We start from the raw sequence: 18,848 nt of genomic DNA, 5'->3' as shown, positions 1-18,848 counted from the left end.
CCTCAGTCTAAACGTGTTTGTTCCCATTCCTCTCTGGCCAGCGCCTTGTTTTTCATCTGTCCACTTGCAGCAGGGCAAAATAGTCTTTGAGTAGCTAGATTCCCCCTTTAGAGTTGGGGAAAAGCAGTTAAGACTACGCTTTTTTCTGAGGCTGGCTCGATGCATCCTGGAAGTTGTTAACTTGATATGATTATTAATTTAAATGTAGTTGTGACAACATTTAAACATAAATTAAGTAATTAGAAAAACTTTTGATCCCATCTAAAATCCAGGAGGTCTGGTAGTTTTAGATACTATTGATAAAGTTTAACTGGAGTTTAACCCGACCTTGGCTTGCTGGTGTTTGCTAGACATTCAAATTTAAGATTAGTGTCCTCGAATACGAATAACTGTGCGCTTTGATATAGTTACGCTTTTTCCTGACTGTTTTAACTCTGTTCTCAATTCTGGGCTGCTAGGTAAAGCCTTAGCCAAACAGATTGCCGAAGTGCATCTGATTAATCCACGGGACTTTACCACTGATAAACACCGAAAGGTAGACGATGAACCCTACGGCGGCGGCGTTGGGATGCTAATGAAGCCAGAACCTATTTTTACCGCCGTGGAGTCGCTGCCGATTCTACCCCGAAGAGAAGTAATTTTGATGAGTCCACAGGGTCAAACAATTAATCAAGCTCTTTTGAAAGAATTGGCGACAAATTATGACCAGTTAGTAGTTATTTGCGGGCATTACGAAGGAGTGGATGAGAGAGTGCTGCATTTGGTAACTCGTGAAGTATCTTTGGGCGATTTTATTCTGACTGGTGGAGAAATTCCAGCAATGGCTTTGATTAATGGCGTAGTGCGGCTAATACCAGGAACCGTAGCCAAAACTGAATCTTTGACAGCAGAAAGTTTTGAGGAGGGGTTATTGGATTATCCCCAATATACTCGTCCTGCGAATTTTCGCGGTTTGAAAGTGCCTGATGTCCTGCTCAGTGGGAATCATGCAGCGATCGCTCGATGGCGTTACGAACAACAAATTCAAAGAACCCGCGATCGCCGCCCCGATCTCCTGGAGAAATTGATGCAGGGGGAGCAGGGGGAGCAGGGGGAGCAGGGAAGCAGGAAAGCAGGGGAGTATGGAGAGAAGAATAATTTATAACTCCTGACAAATGACAAATGACAAACGACAAATGACAAAAATTCGTATTGGTAACGGCTACGATATTCATCAACTGGTGAGCGATCGCGCTTTGATTTTAGGTGGAATTCAAATTCCCCATGAACTGGGTTTATTAGGGCACAGTGACGCTGATGTGCTAACACACGCGATTATGGATGCCATGCTTGGGGCATTATCTTTGGGCGATATTGGTCATTATTTTCCACCTAGCGATCCCAAATGGGCGGGAGCAGATAGTTTAGTACTATTAACTCAAGTACATCAACTGATTCGCGCTCAAGGCTGGCAGATCGGAAACATTGACTCGGTGATAGTAGCAGAACGTCCAAAATTAAAGCCGCATATTGAGAATATGCGCGACAAACTAGCGGCGGTTTTAGAATTACAACCAAATCAAATTGGCATCAAAGCTACAACCAATGAAAAATTAGGCCCTGTTGGCCGTGAAGAAGGTATATGTGCTTATGCTGTCGTCTTGCTAGGTGCTTCAGAATAACTTTCTTTAGCTTCTAATAAAGATATTCAAGACTGATTAGAATGTAAATAGATTAGTAATTATGAACTTTTTTAGACAAATATTTTTGGCAATTAAACGTTTTTGGCTGCCAATAATTTTTACTTCAGCAATAGCATTTACAGTTACCGCCTGCAACCCAGCTAACTTTAAAAGTCCCGCTGCTCAAGTACCGCAATTAGTAAGTAGCATTCTCAGCGATCCTAAAACTTTTAACTACCCCCTGAGTCAAGAGTTTCCTAATGTTTTTCCTTTAATTTACGAGGGGTTAATTACCCAAAATCCAATCACTGCAAAAATTGAGCCAGCATTAGCTGAATCCTGGCAAATTTCTGATGATAAATTAAAGATTGTTTTTACCCTACGCGAAGGGTTGAAATGGTCTGATGGTCAGCCACTAACAGTAGATGATGTGGTGTTTACCTACAACGATATTTACCTTAACGAAGCAATTCCTACAGATGTGAGAGACGGTTTGAGAATTGGTGAGAGTCGGAAGCTACCCACTGTGCAAAAAGTGGATGAGCGCCGGGTTGAGTTTATCGTACCAGAACCCTTTAGACCTTTCTTACTAAATACAGGTTCGCCAATTTTGCCTGCCCACATATTGCAACAATCAGTAAAAATCAAAGACCAAAATGGGAGTCCGATTTTTCTGACAAAATGGGGTGTTGATACTCCTCCCGACCAAATTATTGTCAACGGCCCTTACAAAATAGAGCGCTACGACACAAGTCAGCGTGTGGTCTTCCGGCGCAATCCCTACTACTGGCGCAAGGACGCTCAAGGTAATTCCCAACCTTATATTGAACGGGTAATTTGGCAAATTGTGGAATCAACAGATACCTCCTTGCTGCAATTTCGTTCTGGCGGGTTAGATACTGTAGGAGTGTCACCAGATTACTTTTCTTTGCTAAAGGTGCAAGAAAAACAGAGTAATTTCACAATTTATAATGGAGGGCCAACATCTGCTACATCGTTTGTTTGGTTCAATCTCAACAAAGGTAAAAGGGACGGAAAACCACTGGTAGATCCAGTTAAATCTCGGTGGTTCAATAATGTGCAATTTCGGCAAGCTATAGCTTATGCAATTGACCGCCAAACGATGATTAATAATACTTTTCGCGGCTTGGGTGTAGCACAAAATTCACCGATTTCTGTGCAAAGCCCCTATTACCTTTCCCCTAAAGAGGGGTTAAAAGTTTACGATTACAATCAACAAAAAGCGAAGGAATTACTGCTAAAAGCAGGATTTAAGTACAACAACAATCAGTTAGTAGATTCTCAGGGAAATCGCGTTCGTTTCTCTTTGCTTACTAATGCTGGAAATAAAATCCGTGAGGCAATGGGATCGCAGATTAAACAAGACTTGAGCAAAATCGGCATTCAAGTTGATTTCACGCCGTTGGCATGGAATACTTTTACTGATAAAACTTCTAACTCCTTGGATTGGGAAGCTTCTTTGATGGGTTTGACTGGCGGATTAGAACCGAATGACGGAGCTAATGTCTGGGCACCTGAAGGCGGATTGCACATGTTTAATCAGAAACCCCAAGCAGGACAAAAGCCGATTCAGGGTTGGGAGGTTGCTCCTTGGGAAGCGGAAATAGGGAATCTTTACATTCAAGCTGCACAGGAATTAGACGAAGCTAAAGTTAAAGCGATTTATGCCGAAACACAGCGGATTACTCAGGAAAATTTACCTTTTATTTACTTGGTTAATCCTTATTCATTATCAGCGGTGCGTAATCGTTTTGAAGGCATTAAATTCTCTGCTCTTGGCGGCGCATTCTGGAATATTGAACAAATTAAAGTAACAGAAGATTAGGCATTGGGCATTGGGCAAAACAGTTCCTTTAGCGGAAGCGGGGCGTTTAGCCCGTTCCGAGTTCCTAGTAAATAAGTAAGATTCACAACTCAGCACTCAGCACTAATTACTATTGAGGGGCATGGGGCATTGTTTATTCACAAAAAACAAATGACAAATGACAAAGGAAAAATGACCCATGACCAATGAAAAAACTTTGCGATCGCTCTTAGAAGCGGTTGCTAATGGTAAAGTTACGCCAGATACGGCATTAGACTCACTCAAAGATTTAACTTATGAATCTGTAGGTGAATTTGCCAAAATTGACCATCATCGCCAGCTAAGAACTGGTTTTCCAGAGGTGATTTGGGGCCCTGGTAAGACTCCCGACCAAATTGCTCAAATTATCGAGGTGATGCGCCTCCGCAATCCGGTCGTGATGGCAACTCGTATCGAAGCAGCAGTTTATACCGTATTGCAATCAAAAGTTAGCGGTTTGCGATATTACGAATCGGCGCGAATTTGTGCGATCGCTCCCCCTACCATCGAACCACAATTTGCAGGTGAAATTGGCATTCTTTCTGCTGGTACTGCCGATTTAGCCGTTGCTGAAGAAGCGGCTGTCACTGCTGAACTTTCTGGTTTTCGGGTACAGCGTCTCTGGGATGTTGGTGTTGCTGGAATTCACCGTTTGCTGAGTAACCGCCACCTGATTGAATCAGCATCGGTGTTGATTGTCGTGGCGGGGATGGAAGGCGCTTTACCCAGCGTTGTTGCAGGTTTAGCGAGTTGTCCCGTGATTGCCGTACCCACCAGCATTGGTTATGGCGCAAGTTTTGGTGGTTTAGCACCTTTATTGACAATGCTTAACTCTTGTGCTGCGGGAGTAGGCGTAGTCAATATCGATAATGGTTTTGGTGCAGCAGTTTTGGCGGGGCAAATTTTGCGGACTGCCGAGAAATTGCGGTTGGCATCGGCTGCATCTTGAGTTAAGACATTGAAGTTATATCTAATATTTCAGTAAATATCAGTACTTAATGTAAAAAATGAACTGATACTGGAATTTTTCAGTCCTAACTTCTTAATTACCAAATATGAGCAATTACAGCGATTTGACATCTCAGTTACTTTGGCATTTGCCTGTAAATTTGACGGCACTAGCACAAACAATCACCGATCCAAACGTTATGGGTCAGATGCAAAAAGCTTGGAGCCACTTTATACAAACAGGTCAAGTGTGGGCATTGTTGATTGGTTTAGTCATTGGCTATATGATTCGGAATCTAACTAGCTACGGTTAAATTTAAAAGTTAGGAGTTGAAAGTGAGGAGTGAGAAGTTAGGAGTCAAAAACTCATAATTCCTCACTCTTAACTCTTAACTCTCGCCCACTCTTTTGATAATTTATGACCAAAGAAGAAACTTGGAGCCAGCGGTTTGAATCAGCGTTGCATCCAGCGATCGCTCGTTTTAATGCCAGTATAAGTTTTGATATTGAATTAATCGAATATGACCTGACTGGTTCTCAAGCTCATGCCAAAATGCTTGCTCACACGGGCATTATCTCCCCAGAAGAAGGAGAGCAACTGGTTGCCGGTTTAGAACAAATTCGCCAAGAGTACCGCCAGGGGAAATTTCAGCCCGGTGTCGATGCTGAAGATGTGCATTTTGCAGTTGAACGCCGACTGACAGAAATTGTTGGCGATGTAGGTAAAAAGCTGCATACAGCGCGATCGCGTAATGACCAAGTTGGAACCGATACCAGACTCTATCTCCGCGACCAAATCCAACAAATCAAAAGCCAATTACGAGAATTTCAAAGTGTTTTACTTGATATAGCCGAAAAGCACGTTGAAACTCTGATTCCTGGCTATACCCACCTCCAACGCGCCCAACCCCTGAGTTTAGCTCACCACCTCTTGGCATACTTTCAAATGGCGCAACGCGACTGGGAACGCTTAGGAGACGTTTCTCGCCGCGTGAATATTTCACCTTTAGGATGCGGTGCTTTAGCGGGAACTACTTTCCCCATTGATCGCCACTACACAGCCAAACTATTGAATTTTGACGATATTTATGCTAATAGCCTCGATGGAGTGAGCGATCGCGATTTTGCGATCGAATTTTTGTGTGCTGCTAGCTTGATTATGGTTCACCTCAGCCGCCTTGCAGAAGAAGTCATTCTTTGGTCATCTGAAGAATTTCGCTTCGTCACCCTCAAAGATAGCTGTGCTACAGGTTCCAGTATCATGCCTCAAAAGAAAAACCCTGATGTTCCAGAATTGGTGCGGGGAAAAACAGGACGTGTATTCGGTCATCTCCAGGCGATGTTAGTCATTATGAAAGGGCTACCCCTGGCATATAACAAAGATTTACAAGAAGATAAAGAAGGTCTATTTGATAGCGTTAACACAGTCAAAGCTTCTCTAGAAGCGATGACGATTTTGCTCAGAGAAGGCTTAGAATTTCGTACCCAGCGGTTAGCATCAGCTGTAGCGGAGGATTTTTCTAATGCTACCGATGTAGCAGATTATTTGGCAGCACGGGGCGTTCCTTTTCGGGAAGCTTACAACCTTGTAGGTAAGGTAGTAAAAACTAGTATTGCCGCAGGTAAACTCCTAAAAGATTTAAAATTGGAAGAGTGGCAACAAATACATCCGGCATTTGCAGCAGATATTTATGAGGCGATTTCCCCCCGTCAAGTTGTTGCTGCCCGCAACAGTTACGGAGGTACTGGCTTTGTTCAGGTAAACAAAGCACTCATAGCCGCCCGTGCTCAAATTGCTCAATAGAGGGATTGGGAAACTGGGGAGTAGGGACAAGGGGGACAAAAAAGATAAGGGAGACAAGGGGAATAACTAATGCCCAATGCCCAATGCCCAATGCCCAATGCCCCAATCCCCAAAAATAAATAAGGGCGTACAAATAAATGTGCGCCCTAAAAGGTAAATAACCCAAACAATAAGGATTTAGGCAGACAACTTATTCAGTGTCAGCTGCTGCTGCGCCTTCTTCTTCCTCACTCTTTGGTGGTCTTTGTTGGAACCTTCTCTGCATTCTTCCTGTCGTAGTCCGTTTACGAAACTTTCTGGCATACGCCTGGTTACGTAGCGCCTTTTCTTTTTTCGGGTTACGGCGCTTGGCCATGTTCACCTCTATTAATAAACAACAAAAAAGTAGCAACTAGGCATCACGTAGGCAATATTAGTTACCAATGTTATTGATATACTTTTAACCTAGTGCAGCAATAAATACGCTTTAAACAGTGTACTAGTCTATCGCATTATACCTAACTTTGTCAATAAAAATTCTGAATTATCTCCACTAGCAAGACGAAAAATATCTTTTATTAGATTCCAATGGGTCAAATAGATTGTAAAATAGCTCACTAGTTGTTGTTATAGAAACAAACCAATTTTATTAATAAATAATTCAGTAATTAGTCATCAAAACTTAGCAGGCATAGGTGAATTTAAGCATGAAGTCTAATATTTGATTGAGCGATATTTAAATTAAGAGGAGGTCTTAAACTCTAGTTAATTGCCTCTTATAAATTTAGATATTCAGAATTTTGGATTTTGACTTATTATTCATATTTTTTTATATTTACTGAAAAACTATAAGTGATAGCTAGTTTCAATACCACTAATGCTTGCCATAAACTAAAAATATACCTGATTCAATAAATAGTATGTATATATAAATACAGTGCTTCTATTGAAACTTGATGTTAGAATCGATAGTATTCTACGTAAATCGTAAGAATAAAATCTCAACCCACAAACATTTTTGTATAAAATAAAACTCAACGAAAATTTTATTAGTTGAGCTTATGTAAGTGGTAGGGAAATATAGAATACAACACATAAATTTTGAAGATTGAACGTTATTGCTTTTTTTCCGGCAGCTGTCGAGTCCACACGTAGCTTATGGCGTATTGGACAAACAGTATTGGGTATAATATTTCGTCATCCCATTACTGGCACTAGTATCATCCCAATTTTACCCGATGGTCGGATTGTACTGATCCGGCGGCGCGACAATGGTCTTTGGTCATTGCCTGGAGGGATTGTAGATTGGGGAGAAGATATTCCCAATACAGTGCGCCGGGAATTAATGGAGGAAACCGGGCTAGAATTGGTGAAAATTAACCGTTTAGTAGGAGTTTACTCTGCACCAGACCGCGATCCCAGAATCCATTCAATTTGTATTGTGGTTGAAGCCGAGGTGCATGGGACAATGGAGATTCAAGACACTTTAGAAGTCATGGAAATCCAAGCTTTCTCTCCCAGTTTACTACCTTCAGGAAAGATGTCTCACGACCATACTCGGCAGTTGCAAGACTACTTGAATGGTTTGACAACATTGGCATAATAATATTTTGTCATTTGTCATTTGTCATTTGTCATTGGTTATTTCCACCAAGGTTATGATTTAAGGAATCCTCTCTCCTCTACGATAGGCTTCCCCAAGGAGACGCTAAACGAATTGCACCACACCTTTGTGTTTGTAATTTGACTAATGACTAATGACTAATGACTAATGACTATTTATTATGATGCTAAAAGTTAACTACTAAATAAAATGGATACACTATTGCGTAACTCCCGGAGAAAGCTCTCTCAAGGGCTATTATTCTGGCGTGAAGTCGGTGAAAAAACTCCTATAATTTTTTTACATGGTGCTTGGAATGAGAGCAGTCAATGGTTATCTGTGATGGAATCCCTTGCACAAGATTTTCATTGTTTTGCACCTGATTTGTTAGGGTTTGGTGAATCAGAAAATCCTAATATCTATCATTCGATAGATTTACAAGTTGAGTGTTTAGCTGAATTTTTGCAAGCTGTGAAGCTAGAAAAAGTATATTTAGTGGGGCATTCTCTTGGGGGTTGGATTGCTGCTAGCTATGCTTTAAAGTATCCAGAGAAAGTTGATGGTGTGGTACTGCTAGCACCAGAGGGCGTAGAGATAGCAGGACAAGAAGAGTATTGTCAGAAAATGCGGCGATTATTGAATTATCCACCACTAGTAGTTAAATTGTTGCGATCGCTCAGTCCTTTGACTAAAATCCTGGGTTGGCATGAAAAAATTGCCCAAGACTTGCAGTTGCGTCAATCGCTATTGCCGTATCCCATAGGTTGCCAGTTACTTTTCAAACGGCGACAAGTAGAAATTGAGGCGGAATTACTACAAAAGCAGCTTTATATGATAGATGTCCCAGTTTTTATTTTACAAGGTGGCCAAGATACTCCAGATGCTTTAGCCAGAAGCCGTGTTTATGCTCAACTGATACCGAAAGTCGAGTTGAAAATGATTGCCCATGCCGGAAATGACTTGCCAGAATCTTGTGCTGAGGTTGTGGCGAGCGAAATTCGGGAGTTTATTCAAGGTATTTTAAAAAGTCATAATTTCAACGAATTAAACTAGCTCATTCAAGGTTTGTTGCCAATCCACTACACATATTCCTTCGCTCTCAAACCGTGATATGTGTTTCAAGTTTGTTGTCACAACTATGACCTGATTAAAACTCCTTAATTGAAGAATTGCTTGAGTAGCAAGAATTACATCACCATCCAAACTTTCATTGCTTGCTGTAGGCCTCCCCTGGTTTCGTACCCATGCCCATAATTCGGCTGCTTTTCGCATCGTTTCGGGAGTCAGTGGGATGAGACAATCTTGGCTAAGTTTGTTGAGGCGATCTATACTCTTTTGTTTTCCTTGTCTCAATAGTTCACGCCGAAGTTCATAATCAGCTATTTCTGGCACACGTATAACAGTTTCGGTTTTCTGTAAAGATTTCAACCACTGTTGGACTTTTTGGTTTACTTTTGGATGTATTACTTGACTCAAAGGATGAGTGTCTAGCAATATGGCTCTACCCATCTAAGTTTTTATAGTGATAACTGATTTTGGTTCAAAGCTGTCTCAATCTGTGGGTATGTTTGCTCATCGTATCCAGATTCATCAGCCATCCATTCGTCAACCAGTTTTATTACCTTTTCTAAGGAATCATCCCCTTTTGCTTCCGATTTAGAAAATTGGACAACTTGATATTCATCTAAATTAATGTGTTCTAAGTTTCCTGAGATAATAGCGGATCTGATCTGACCTCTTATACTCGACCCCGGAATCATAGGAGGGAATACAGCAGCGATATCAATGTCTCTCGTTTCACTAGAAACAGACATTGCTCTTTGATAGCTTCCAACACTCAAAATATTGGACGGTGGAGAAGATTTTTCCTCAATCAACGCATCGATTATTGCCCTAAGTTTGAAAAGATCCACTAAAGAAAGGGCAGCAAGTTGTTGCATAATTACATAAAGCGATGATGCTTTGGGCATAACTTCACTATGGATAAACTTCTCTCTTCATTTTATTTCATCTGTACTATCACCCATTACTATTTCGCACATTCCCCAAAAAATCAAATTTGTTTCCACAATTAAAGTATCTGCAATTTCAGGATATAAAGCTTGCAAGTAGTTAATCAATAAAGTGCGATCGCCCCCTTTAATTGCAATCTTACCATTAGGAAATAATTGCAACCAGGCTTCAATAAAATCTTTGATTCCAGCTAATACTGTGTAAATTATCCCGCTTTGAATTGCTTCTTTAGTATTGAGAGCAAAACGTGCTGGTAGAGACGGAAAATTTTGCATTTCTACTAATGGTAATTGTCCTGTTTTTTGACCGAGAGTTGCAAATTGCAAGCCTAATCCCGGCAAAATTGCACCTCCAACTAGACACTCATTAGCATCCGCAGCCGTGAAAGTTAGCGCTGTTCCAGCATCAATTACCAACATCGGAAAACCCCAAGTTTTCGCCGCACCCCACAAAGCTAAAGCGCGGTCAATTCCTAGTGTGGGATACACGCCTTTTAGTGGTATTTGGTCTAAGGTAATAACGCGAACATTTGGGTAAGTTTGCCAAATAGCAGTTTGACTGGGAACTACTGAGGCAAGGACAAGAGGGCACGGGGGCAGAGAGACAAAAGCGCAAAGGGGTGGAGTATTTGTGAGAAAATTACTTTGTTGATGGCTTGGAGAAATTGCCAGCAATAAATCATCTAGGGTTTGAAATTCAGTTAGATGTTGTATGACAGACTCAGCAAGATAGTCGGTATCCCAAGCTGAGTAAAGTGTCTCGCCAATAAACAATGCCCAATGCAGCCGCGAATTACCAATTTCCAAGGCTAGCCAAATTTCCTCTCTGTGCCTCTGTGGTTTCACACTTTTAACTTTTTTAAGTCAACTATAGGTTTTTTAATAAAAATTAACATTAAAGCCGTGTAACAATAAAAGAAGAGGAAGAAATACTCATTGTGTCAAGGAGGGAGTTATGGTAGCACTCACAGAAAAAACTGAAAAACGGCTCACCATACAGACTGTAGAGATTGCTCAAGAGACAACGGCTATTCGCTCTTTGGATTGGGATCGCGATCGCTTCGATATTGAGTTTGGTCTGCAAAACGGCACCACTTATAACTCGTTTCTCATTCGCGGGGAGCAGACTGCCTTAGTTGATACCTCCCACGAAAAATTTCGCCAACTATACTTTGATACGCTCACCGGATTAATCAACCCAACAGAGATTGATTATTTAATTATCAGCCACACGGAGCCAGATCATAGCGGTTTAGTTAAAGATTTGCTGCTTATGGCTCCAGAAATAACCGTTGTCGGTTCTAAAGTGGCGATTCAGTTTCTGGAGAATTTGGTACATCAGCCATTTAAACGGCGGATTGTGAAAAATGGCGATCGCTTAGATTTGGGCAATGGGCATGAATTTGAATTCGTGATTGCTCCAAATTTACATTGGCCGGATACCATTTTCAGCTTTGACCACAAAACCAAAACTCTCTACACCTGCGACGCTTTTGGGTTGCACTATTGCTCAGACAGCACTTTTGATGAAAACCTGGCAGCGATCGAAGAAGACTTTCATTACTACTACGATTGCTTGATGGGGCCCAATGCCCGCTCGGTTCTATCTGCGCTGAAACGGATGGGTGAACTGAAAACCATCGACATGATTGCCACAGGGCACGGCCCCTTATTATCTCACAATGTAGAAGAACTAGTTGGACGTTACCGCACTTGGAGCCAAAGCCAAACCAAGGCAGAAACAACGATTGGGATATTTTACGTTTCTGAATACGGATATAGCGATCGCCTAGCGCAAGCAATTGCCAACGGTATCGGTAAAACTGGTGTCGCCGTGGAAATTGTCGATTTGGGATCTGAAGTCGATTTACAAGAACTGCGGGAACTAGTTAGCCGTTGTGCTGGACTAGTCGTTGGATTACCTCCGGCTTCTGGCGCTGCGAATATCCAAGCTGCACTCAGCACAGTTTTAGGATCGACCAAAGAAAAGCAAGCTATCGGCGTATTTGAAACCGGTGGTGGCGATGATGAGCCAATAGATCCTTTGGTGAGTAAATTCCGCAATTTGGGTTTGACAACAGTTTTTCCACCAATTCGGATTAAACAAACGCCTACGGAAAATACCTACAAGTTGTGTGAAGAAGCGGGTACAGACTTAGCTCAATGGGTAACACGCGATCGCAACATCAAAGCGATGAAATCCCTTGGTGCTGACTTAGATAAAGCACTAGGTAGAATCAGCGGCGGGTTATATATTATTACTGCCAAAAAAGGCGATGTATCCAGTGCGATGCTTGCCTCCTGGGTTGCTCAAGCTAGCTTCAAACCATTGGGATTCTCCATTGCAGTCGCCAAAGATCGGGCAATTGAATCACTCATGCAAGTAGGCGATCGCTTTGTTCTCAACGTTTTAGAAGAAGGCAATTTCCAACCATTAATGAAACACTTTTTGAAACGGTTCGCCCCTGGTGCAGATCGTTTTCAAGGTGTGAGAACTCAGCCAGCCGAAAATGGTGCGCCCATCCTCAACGATGCCCTCGCCTACATGGAGTGTGAAGTCATCAGCAGAATGGATTGCGGCGACCATTGGGGAGTATATAGCACAGTCTACGCCGGACGGGTTTCTAAACCAGAAAGTTTGACTGCTGTGCATCACCGTAAAGTTGGTAATCATTATTAGGGACTGGGGACTAGGGACTGGGGACTAGGGACTAGGGACTAGGGACTAGGGATCGAGGACTGGGGACTAGGAACTGGGAAAAAGTTTTCCAAATACCCAATCCCCAATCCCCGGTACCCAATCCCCAATCCCCAGTACCCAATCACCCAATCCCCAATAAAGCTATGTCAAAAAACAAACCCCGTGACGTTCAAGTTTTCCCGATTGCGACAGATACGAGAATACTGCGATCGCGCAGTTGGTCAAGGCTGAGATTTGAAATTGAATATGCTCTTGCTAAGGGTACAACTGCTAATTCTTATTTAATTGAAAGCGAGAAAACTGCCATTATCGATCCTCCAGGGGAAACCTTTACGCAAATTTATTTAGAAGCTTTGCAACAACGTTTCCATCTCGAAGATTTAGATTATGTAATTTTGGGACACGTAAATCCTAACCGTGCTGCAACTTTAAAAGCTTTGTTAGAAATTGCCCCGCAAATCACCTTTGTATGTTCTAATCCAGGGGCGAGAAATTTACGTGCGGCGTTGGAAAATCAAGATTTGCAAATTCTTGTGATGCGGGGCGAGGAAACTCTAGATTTGGGTAATGGGCATAATTTAGAATTTATTCCCACTCCCAATCCCCGCTATGCCGATCAACTTTGCACCTACGATCCACAAACAGAAATTCTCTACACAGATAAGTTATTTGGGGCGCACGTTTGTGGAGATCAGGTATTTGATGAAGGCTGGGAAGTATATAACGAAGATCGGCGCTATTATTTTGATTGCCTGATGGCTCCCCACGCTCGTCAAGTTGAAACAGCGCTGGATAAACTGGTCAATTTTCCTGTGAGAATGTATGCCACTGGACACGGGCCTTTGGTGCGCTATGGCTTAATCGACCTAACCAAAGCTTATCGGGAATGGAGTCAACAGCAAACATCTGCTGACTTGACAGTAGCGTTAATTTATGCATCAGCTTATGGAAATACAGCCACATTAGCCCAAGCGATCGCTCGTGGGATCACAAAAGCTGGTGTTGCCGTAGAATCGATTAACTGCGAATTTACCGAACCAGAAGAAATCCGAGCGGCTGTCGAAAAAGCGGGTGGTTTCATCATCGGTTCTCCCACTCTCGGCGGTCATGCACCGACACCCGTGCAGACCGCATTAGGGATTGTGCTATCTACCGCTACTAACAATAAACTCGCTGGTGCTTTTGGTTCCTTTGGCTGGAGTGGGGAAGCGGTTGATTTAATCGAGAGTAAATTAAAAGATGCTGGCTATCGGTTTGGTTTTGATACCATCCGCGTCAAATTCAAACCCGACGATGCCACCTTACAATTATGCGAAGAAGCTGGAACCGACTTTGCCCAAGCACTGAAGAAAGCGAGAAAAGTGCGATCGCCAAGTCAACCTGCAACAAATGTAGAACAAGCAGTTGGTAGGATTGTCGGTTCTCTTTGCGTTCTCACAGCCAAAGAAGGCGATCGCGCCAGTGCCATGTTAGCCTCTTGGGTGTCTCAAGCCAGCTTTAGTCCACCTGGTTTAACCATCGCCGTTGCCAAAGATCGGGCAGTAGAAACACTGACGCACACAGGAAACAAATTTGTCCTCAATATTCTTAAAGAAGGGAATCACCTGGGATTGATGAAGCACTTCCTCAAACCTTTTGGCCCAGGACAAGACCGATTTGCTGATGTCGCCGCTGAAGAAGCTGAAAGCGGTTCTCCCATACTTACGGATGCTCTAGCATATCTCGAATGTTCCGTACAAAACCGGATGGAATCTGGCGACCACTGGCTAGTTTATGCAACTGTTGAGAGTGGCAAACTGTTGGATACTGATGGCGTTACAGCCGTGCATCATCGCAAGTCGGCAACTCATTATTAATTAGGGACTGGGTACTGGGGATTGGAAAATTCTTCCCCAGTGTCTATTACGTACAGCTATGTGCTTTCCGTAGACTATTAATAATTATGAATTAATATTAGACCTTTCTGGAAAATAACGTATCAGAAAATCTTGTGGTGTCAAAATGGAAATTCCATTAAACTCTATTAAAACCAATAAATTAGGAGTTACGCACTGTACAAATGAATCATCTTGTGTATTAACGTAAATAGGTTGTTTCAGGCTTTTACAAAGCATCCTTTGTTAATTGCGATCGCAAAAAGATAATTGAAAAATCTAGCTAAAAGCCTTGAAAGGCATATCTATCATTTAGGATTTTCTGTCAATGCGTAAGTCCTATAAATCTAAATCACCAGTAATAATTGCTTCAGCATTTGCAGCAATAGCCGCAGCCAGAACTATAGTATCTTTTGGATCGCGTAATTGAGGAGCGCTGACAGAAACAGTTAGACAAAATTGGAGTACATCTTTTGTAGCATTAATTATATCTTCTACTCTTAAATTTAAAGACTCGATTTTAGACTGAAATTTTGGACGGCGCAAAGTAGTTTCTAACTCTAAAAATAAAGCATCAGATGCAAATATAGTTATTTTCTGCTCCTCTGCCAGTAGCAAAACTATATCTGGCACTCCTCCCCAAAGTAATCCTGAAATCCAAACATTTACATCAACTACAACCCTCATGTTTCAGTCCAAAGTTCTTGCCTAACTTCCTTGACTATTTGATTAATTTCTTCGAGAGTTGGTTGATTTGGATCTGAACCAGCCTGCATCACTCGTTGCCTTAATTCTTTTAATGTTAATCGGTTGTTTGTTTTTTTAAACACAATTTCATTTTCGGTAACAAATACTTCATATTCTGTACAAGGCTGAAGCTTTTCCAAAACCTCTAGAGGAATTTCTAGCTTTCCATCAGCTGTGACTTTGGCAATAATAGTTGTGTTCATAATCTAAATCTTCAGGCTTGATTCGATTTTATCCTTTTCTTGTTCTACATTTAGTGATTAAATAGGAACCTCAGCTTCCGCCACAAAAGCTTCTAGGACTGGTGATTGCTCTTCTAAAACCTCTTGACCAAATGTCTCGATATGGCAGTGGATAGCAGATTTAACATCAGCTAGTGCTTGTTCATAGCTGTCACCTTCGCCAACTACAACCCCCTTGATACCCAAGGGATATACTACGTAACCGTCATTATGTTTTTCAACAATAATTTTTATTACTCTCATTGTCATATAAAAGAACGGCTGAAAAGTTCGGGGGAAGGTAAGACTTAAGCACAATAAATCTCCAACCCCCTTAAAAATTTTTCTCTTAGTTCGTGGCTATTTGCTAAAGCTGTAAATTTGCTGCGTCTCCAAGCGATCGCTAATCGATGAAGGCAATGTACCATCGGCGAATGTCTGCCGATCTAGTTGGACTTGTAAATTACTCAAAGGATCGCAACCAGAAGAAATCAGAAATTCTAATTTCTGGATGTAAGGCACAGTTGCGAGATTGTCTAGAATTTGGAAGATTGCCTGTATGTAAGGATGACCACTCTGCTGATACCAATCACAGCTAGCAACTTTTGCTTGATCGAAACCTAAGTGTACTGTTAAAGATGGCTCGTCAAATAAAGCGATCGCCAAGGGACGTGCCTCTTCCTGTAACAATAGATCGTTACTTCTGGTTAAGTGTCGCAGCTTCTCTAAGCGTTCATAACGTTCTGTCACAGCTTCCGGGTCATCTTGCCAGTGGATTGCTACTGTCACCAGATAAGTCTGTAACAGCATGTGACCCAGCTTTTTCGCCTTTGTCGCCAGATAATAGGAATTGTAGTCGTTTGCCTCAATTAACAATGGCACGCGATCGACTACTTCCAACCCATAGCCCTTAACTCCAGCAATTTTACGGGGGTTGTTAGTAATTAGGCGAATTTTTTTGATGCCCAAATCCATGAGCATTTGTGCCCCCATACCGTAGTCTCGCAAGTCAGCAGGAAATCCCAAACGCTCATTTGCTTCTACTGTATCTAGTCCCATATCCTGCAACGAGTAGGCTTTGAGTTTGTTAATCAAGCCGATTCCCCGCCCTTCTTGACGCAGGTATACAACTACACCTTGACCAGCAGACTCAATCATTTTCAGTGCAGCTACAAGCTGCATCCGACAGTCGCAGCGCAAAGAACCCAAAGCATCACCAGTTAAGCATTCTGAGTGCATCCGTACCATTACTGGCTCATCTTTGAAGTTAGCGGGATCGCCTTTAACAATTGCCACGTGTTCTGTATTATCCAGAGTATGGCGATAGGCGTAAATCTCAAACTGACCGAATTGACTAGGCAGTTTGGTAATAACTTCACGATAAACTAGGCGATCGTGCTGTAGGCGATAGCTGATTAAATCCGCAATACTAATAATTTTTAAATTGTGACGTTTCGCGTATTCAACTAACTGCTGCAAGCGCGCCATTGAACCATCGGAGTTTTGAATTTCACAAATTACCCCCGCTGGGTATAGCCCTGCTAATCTCGCTAAGTCCACAGCCGCTTCCGTGTGTCCTGCGCGTTTGAGTACGCCTCCAACCTTAGCCCGAATGGGAAAAATATGTCCAGGACGGCGTAAATCGGTAGGTTTTGTGGCTGGGTTGAGAGTAACCTGGATAGTGCGGGCGCGGTCTTCTGCTGAAATGCCTGTAGTGACACCTAATTCTGGCCCGGCATCAATACTGACAGTGAAAGCAGTTTGGTTAGTATCTGTAATGTTGCTTACCATCAAGGGTAAGTCTAGCTCGTCTAGGCGATCGCCTGTCATTGCCAAACAAATTAGTCCTCTTGCTTCCACCGCCATAAAATTAATCATGTCGGGTGTGGCAAATTGGGCAGCACAAATTAAGTCGCCTTCATTTTCTCTATTTTCATCATCTACCACTACAATGACGCGACCAGCTTTTAGGTCTGCTAAAGCGGCATCAATCGAATCAAATTTAAAAGCTTGGGTAGGATTAGGCTGTGACACAGAAGATTTCCAGCTATAAACGTAAATTTTTTTAACAATTTCTTCTTTTAGATTGTAGCTCCTTTATAAGGCAGAGAAGTAGACTAGCAATGATTTGATAACGGGGCAAAAATTTTTGCCATTAAAAGTGGGGATAAAGTGCAGCGATCGCAAAGGATCAAGAGGATGAGGAAGCATAATAATCATTTGTTTGCTCCCCCATCTTCTCGGAACAAAGTAGAGGCGTTTAAGACCTTTTGTGTGCTGTGCGTCTGGTCGCTGATATTGTTGATAGCTGAGAACGAATTAACCATTCATGGGATAAGGATTTCAGATCATGGGCAAATTTAGACGCGTACCCGTTGGGATTGTTGGCGCGTCGGGCTATGGTGGAGTGCAGTTAGTACGACTACTGATGGATCACCCAGAAGTCGAAATGGTTTATTTAGGAGGTGAGACTAGTATCGGGAAATCCTTTGGGGATCTTTACCCGCATCTGGCTCATGCAACTAACCTGCTAATAGAGGCGGTAGAACCAGAAATAATTGCTCACCGCTGTGAAGTAGTTTTCCTGTCTTTACCAAATGGTCTGGCTTGCCAAATAGCACCCAAACTTTTGGAAAAAGGATGTAAAGTACTAGATTTGAGTGCAGACTATCGGTTTAGTAATTTGACAACTTATACCAATTGGTATGGTACGGAGAGAAGCGATCGCACAATTGCAGCGACAGCAGTTTATGGATTACCAGAACTTTATCGCGATCGCATTGCCGAAGCTCAACTTATTGGCTGTCCCGGTTCCTATGCCACTGCTAGTCTTCTTGCACTTTCGCCACTTTTAAAGCAAGGCTTAATCAGACCGGAAACAGCTATTATCGATGCCAAGTCTGGCACATCTAGTAGCGGACGGCAGGCTCAAACCAACTTATTACTAGCTGAAGCCGACAACTCCATAACAGCTTTTAATGTTGGTCGTCACCGTCATACCCCAGAAATTGAGCAAATTTGCAGTGACTTAGCTGGTCACGAACTCATGATCCAATTTACACCGCACCTGATCCCAATGGTACGCGGTATTTTGGCAACGGTATATGCCACAATGAGCGATCCAGGTCTAGTGCGAGATGACTTAATCACAATTTTCTCAGCCTTCTACCGCAACTCTCCTTGGGTAAGAGTCTGCGGTAGCGGCGTTTACCCCCAAACCAAGTGGGCTAACGGCAGCAATCTTTGTTACATCGGTGTAGAAGTTGACCCACGCACGGGTCGCGTAATTGTCATGTCAGCAATTGACAATCTAATTAAAGGACAGGCGGGCCAAGCTATTCAGTGTCTAAACCTGATGATGGGCTGGGATGAAACCTTGGGGTTGCCCAAGTTGGGGTTTTATCCTTGATTGGGGATTGGGTACTGGGGATTGG

At 42.5% G+C, this 18,848-nt stretch carries 19 protein-coding genes; 11 read left to right on the top strand and 8 right to left on the bottom strand.

All coding sequences use genetic code 11. The annotated features are described in order from the left end of the window. Positions 1-391: 391 nt before the first annotated feature. The 6 genes from trmD to argH all read left to right on the top strand — a co-directional run bounded on the left by trmD (position 392) and on the right by argH (position 6,277). Positions 392-1,144 (top strand): tRNA (guanosine(37)-N1)-methyltransferase TrmD, encoded by a 753-nt coding sequence (gene trmD / locus RMY64_RS19790; protein WP_322669801.1) that lies wholly within the window; start codon positions 392-394, stop codon positions 1,142-1,144. Between the two features lie 31 nt (positions 1,145-1,175). Further along, on the top strand, positions 1,176-1,661 hold the full coding sequence (gene ispF, locus RMY64_RS19785; RefSeq protein WP_322669802.1) for a 2-C-methyl-D-erythritol 2,4-cyclodiphosphate synthase: 486 nt from the start codon (positions 1,176-1,178) through the stop codon (positions 1,659-1,661). 61 nt (positions 1,662-1,722) lie between these two features. After that, entirely contained in the window at positions 1,723-3,507 is a 1,785-nt protein-coding gene (locus tag RMY64_RS19780) for an ABC transporter substrate-binding protein (RefSeq protein ID WP_322669803.1), read from the top strand. Between the two features lie 178 nt (positions 3,508-3,685). Beyond that, on the top strand, positions 3,686-4,474 hold the full coding sequence (gene larB / locus RMY64_RS19775) for a nickel pincer cofactor biosynthesis protein LarB (RefSeq protein ID WP_322687735.1): 789 nt from the start codon (positions 3,686-3,688) through the stop codon (positions 4,472-4,474). A 106-nt stretch (positions 4,475-4,580) separates the two neighbouring features. Next, complete coding sequence (locus RMY64_RS19770; protein ID WP_094348493.1) at positions 4,581-4,787, top strand: hypothetical protein; 207 nt, start codon at positions 4,581-4,583, stop codon at positions 4,785-4,787. Positions 4,788-4,891: 104 nt separating this feature from the next. Beyond that, entirely contained in the window at positions 4,892-6,277 is a 1,386-nt protein-coding gene (argH, locus tag RMY64_RS19765; protein ID WP_322700908.1) for an argininosuccinate lyase, read from the top strand. Positions 6,278-6,467: 190 nt separating this feature from the next. Here the strand turns inward: argH and RMY64_RS19760 are convergent, their stop codons facing one another. After that, on the bottom strand, positions 6,468-6,632 hold the full coding sequence (locus RMY64_RS19760; RefSeq protein ID WP_167407613.1) for a hypothetical protein: 165 nt from the start codon (positions 6,630-6,632) through the stop codon (positions 6,468-6,470). A gap of 732 nt (positions 6,633-7,364) precedes the next feature. On the opposite strand from RMY64_RS19760, the gene RMY64_RS19755 reads away from it, so the two are divergent. Both RMY64_RS19755 and RMY64_RS19750 read left to right on the top strand, forming a co-directional pair. Continuing rightward, the gene (locus tag RMY64_RS19755; protein ID WP_322669806.1) at positions 7,365-7,859 is read left to right on the top strand and encodes an NUDIX hydrolase; all 495 of its coding nucleotides are present in this window, start codon (positions 7,365-7,367) and stop codon (positions 7,857-7,859) included. 210 nt (positions 7,860-8,069) lie between these two features. Continuing rightward, the gene (locus RMY64_RS19750) at positions 8,070-8,912 is read left to right on the top strand and encodes an alpha/beta hydrolase (protein ID WP_322700907.1); all 843 of its coding nucleotides are present in this window, start codon (positions 8,070-8,072) and stop codon (positions 8,910-8,912) included. On the opposite strand, the gene RMY64_RS19745 is transcribed toward RMY64_RS19750, so the two are convergent. Genes RMY64_RS19745 through RMY64_RS19735 form a run of 3 tightly spaced genes read right to left on the bottom strand, consistent with a single transcriptional unit; the run spans position 8,904 to position 10,717 of the window. After that, a complete protein-coding gene (locus RMY64_RS19745; RefSeq protein WP_322700906.1) occupies positions 8,904-9,368 on the bottom strand; it encodes a type II toxin-antitoxin system VapC family toxin in 465 nt (154 codons plus the stop codon). The genes RMY64_RS19750 and RMY64_RS19745 overlap by 9 nt on opposite strands. 8 nt (positions 9,369-9,376) lie before the next feature. After that, positions 9,377-9,829: a hypothetical protein gene (locus RMY64_RS19740; protein ID WP_322700905.1), complete on the bottom strand. Its 453-nt coding sequence runs from the start codon at positions 9,827-9,829 to the stop codon at positions 9,377-9,379. 27 nt (positions 9,830-9,856) lie between these two features. Next, complete coding sequence (locus RMY64_RS19735; RefSeq protein WP_322700904.1) at positions 9,857-10,717, bottom strand: pantothenate kinase; 861 nt, start codon at positions 10,715-10,717, stop codon at positions 9,857-9,859. A 109-nt stretch (positions 10,718-10,826) separates the two neighbouring features. On the opposite strand from RMY64_RS19735, the gene RMY64_RS19730 reads away from it, so the two are divergent. Continuing rightward, positions 10,827-12,551, top strand: a complete 1,725-nt coding sequence (locus RMY64_RS19730) for a diflavin flavoprotein (protein WP_322700903.1) — start codon at positions 10,827-10,829, stop codon at positions 12,549-12,551. Positions 12,552-12,715: 164 nt separating this feature from the next. After that, complete coding sequence (locus RMY64_RS19725; RefSeq protein WP_322700902.1) at positions 12,716-14,428, top strand: diflavin flavoprotein; 1,713 nt, start codon at positions 12,716-12,718, stop codon at positions 14,426-14,428. 357 nt (positions 14,429-14,785) lie between these two features. Here the strand turns inward: RMY64_RS19725 and RMY64_RS19720 are convergent, their stop codons facing one another. The 4 genes from RMY64_RS19720 to ribBA form a co-directional block, all read right to left on the bottom strand. Beyond that, positions 14,786-15,133 carry a putative toxin-antitoxin system toxin component, PIN family gene (locus RMY64_RS19720; protein WP_322700901.1) on the bottom strand — a complete coding sequence of 116 codons (348 nt, stop codon included), beginning with the start codon at positions 15,131-15,133 and terminating at the stop codon, positions 14,786-14,788. Beyond that, positions 15,130-15,396: a hypothetical protein gene (locus RMY64_RS19715; RefSeq protein WP_322669813.1), complete on the bottom strand. Its 267-nt coding sequence runs from the start codon at positions 15,394-15,396 to the stop codon at positions 15,130-15,132. The genes RMY64_RS19720 and RMY64_RS19715 overlap by 4 nt, the downstream gene beginning before the upstream one ends. Positions 15,397-15,453: 57 nt before the next feature. Beyond that, positions 15,454-15,684 carry a hypothetical protein gene (locus RMY64_RS19710; RefSeq protein WP_322669814.1) on the bottom strand — a complete coding sequence of 77 codons (231 nt, stop codon included), beginning with the start codon at positions 15,682-15,684 and terminating at the stop codon, positions 15,454-15,456. A gap of 90 nt (positions 15,685-15,774) precedes the next feature. After that, positions 15,775-17,448: a bifunctional 3,4-dihydroxy-2-butanone-4-phosphate synthase/GTP cyclohydrolase II gene (gene ribBA, locus RMY64_RS19705; protein WP_322700900.1), complete on the bottom strand. Its 1,674-nt coding sequence runs from the start codon at positions 17,446-17,448 to the stop codon at positions 15,775-15,777. 316 nt (positions 17,449-17,764) lie between these two features. Between ribBA and argC the strand changes: the two genes are divergently transcribed. After that, entirely contained in the window at positions 17,765-18,823 is a 1,059-nt protein-coding gene (argC, locus tag RMY64_RS19700; RefSeq protein WP_322700899.1) for an N-acetyl-gamma-glutamyl-phosphate reductase, read from the top strand. Positions 18,824-18,848: the final 25 nt, after the last annotated feature.

Origin of the sequence: Nostoc sp. DedQUE08 (genome assembly GCF_034530895.1) — a bacterium.
Lineage (GTDB): Bacteria > Cyanobacteriota > Cyanobacteriia > Cyanobacteriales > Nostocaceae > Nostoc.
Note: the sequence above shows the minus strand (reverse complement) of the source record. Positions and strands in the feature narration are given on the sequence as shown.